This window comes from Lysinibacillus sp. NPDC056185 (assembly GCF_047737915.1).
In the GTDB taxonomy this organism is placed as follows: domain Bacteria; phylum Bacillota; class Bacilli; order Bacillales_A; family Planococcaceae; genus Lysinibacillus.
Genome location: NZ_JBLLLQ010000079.1, coordinates 1 through 1,904 on the forward strand (window position 1 = coordinate 1; position 1,904 = coordinate 1,904).

Sequence of the window (1,904 nt, forward strand, 5' to 3'; positions counted from 1 at the left end):
AGGCTCGGCGGGCGGCAGGCTCCGGTGAACAGGTGCCGCGGGCCGTGGCCGGCGGCACTGGCGGCGAGCGCGAGGCCGTAGGCGAGCATGGCGCCGGCGCTGTGTCCGTACAGCGCGTAGGGACGGCCGGCGACTTGCTCGCGCAGGAGGCCGGTCAGCGCGGTGACGACCGCGGGAAGGTCGGTGGTGGTCGGCTCGCCGTAGCGGGCTTCGCGGCCGGGCAGTTGCACCGGCCACACCTCGATGCCGTGACCGGCAAGCGGCGCCGCCCAGCCGCGGTAGGCGGAGGCGGCACCGCCGGCGTGGTGGCAGCACACCAGGACCGGGCCACTGCCGGGCACCGGCCTGGCGTACGCGATCCACGGCGCCAGGTCCGTGGCGCGCCCCACGGCGCTCACGCGCCGGCTCCGGTCAGCGCGCCGTCGGCCTGGCCGGCCACGAACCCGGCCAGCGCCCGTACGGTGGGGTGGTCGAAGAGCACCGCGATCGGCAGGTCGACCACCAGCGCCTCCCGCATCCTCGCGACCAGCTGCACAGCGATCAAGGAGTTGCCTCCCAGCTCGAAGAACACGTCGTCGAGTCCGACCTGGGCGACGCCGAGCGCCGCTTGCCACAAGTCGGCGATGGTGCGCTGGACATCGGTCTCGGGTTCGGCGTAGACGGTTTCGACCGTGCGCTCCTGGGCGGCGCCGAGCCGGGCTTCGCCGAGTTCACGCTGCACCACGTCGATGGTCAGGGACTGGGTGCGGCGCAGGTTGCGCTTGATGCCCTCGGGTACGACGAGCAGGTGCGGCGCGGGGCGCCAGTGCAGGATGCGGCGCAGTACGTTGCGGCCGAGCTCGGGGGTGATGCTGGCCTCGTCGATGCGCTCGTCGCTGCCGGCGGCGGCGCGAGCCGGGCCAGAGGTCTGCGCGGGGGCGTGCGCGACGGTCTTCTTGATCGCCTGCGGGTCGACGCGGCGTTCGGCGTACTCGTCGATGCGGACGATCTCCTGTCCGTCGTCGTGCATCAGCACGACCGCCATACGGTCGACCTCGGCGCCGGGTTCGGCAAGATGCCGGATATGGACCCAGAAGCGCGGCGGCAGGGGCTCGTGGCTGTGGATGCGGCCGTAGCTGAACGGCAGGTAGTTCTCGCCGCGTTCGATGCGGTCCTCGGCGTAGTTGGCCTCGGCGACGGCGGTGTCCAGCAGCGCCGGGTGCAGCCGGTAGAGGCCGCATTCGGCGCGGTACGCTTCGTGGATCTCCACCAGCGACAGTTCCTCGCGCTCGCCGACGGCGGTGGACTTCAGACTGCCGGCCCAGTGCGCGCCGTGCGTGATCATGCCGCCGGCCGAGACCACCTGGTCGCCGGTGAGGGTGATCCGGGTGCAGCGGGCGGCGAGGGCGGCGAGGTCGTGCACCGGTGCGGGACCGGGCTCGGCTGGGACAACCCGGCAGTGCAGCCGTTCGCTCCAGGTGCCGCCGCCGGAGGTGGCGGTCACGGTGACCGAGTGGCCCGTACCCGCGTCGGGGGTCAGCTCCAGGCGGATCTCGGTGCGGCCGGTGACGCCGACCGGGCCGAGGAACACCACGTCGGTGATCTCCGGCGCGCCGCCGACGCCTTCGCGGTAGGCGGCGTCGACCATCTCCAGCAGCGCGGTGCCGACGACGACGTCGTGCTCGCCCAGGCGGTGCTCGGCGGCGATCCAGTGGGAGCCGGGAGTCAGCGTGGTGCTGAACAACACGGTGTCGCCGGTGCCGGTGATACGGCGGTCCAGGAGCGGGTGTGCGGCGGGCTCGTACCGTACCCCGGTCTGGAGTTCGCGGAAGGCCTGCGGGGCGGCGTCCTCGTGGTCGGCATACATGCCGGACTCGGTCCACTGCATCCAGCCGATGGACATCACCGGGCGGCCCTGCTGGGTC

2 protein-coding genes are annotated in these 1,904 nt (G+C 73.0%); both read right to left on the reverse strand.

The window, feature by feature from the left end; translation table 11 throughout:
• Positions 1-398, reverse strand: a 398-nt coding sequence (locus ACMZ42_RS26955; RefSeq protein WP_415733413.1) for a thioesterase II family protein, incomplete at its 3' end; no start/stop codon positions are given.
• Positions 395-1,904 (reverse strand): phosphopantetheine-binding protein (locus tag ACMZ42_RS26960; protein ID WP_415733414.1); only part of this gene is annotated, 1,510 nt, incomplete at its 5' end. The genes ACMZ42_RS26955 and ACMZ42_RS26960, both read right to left, overlap by 4 nt.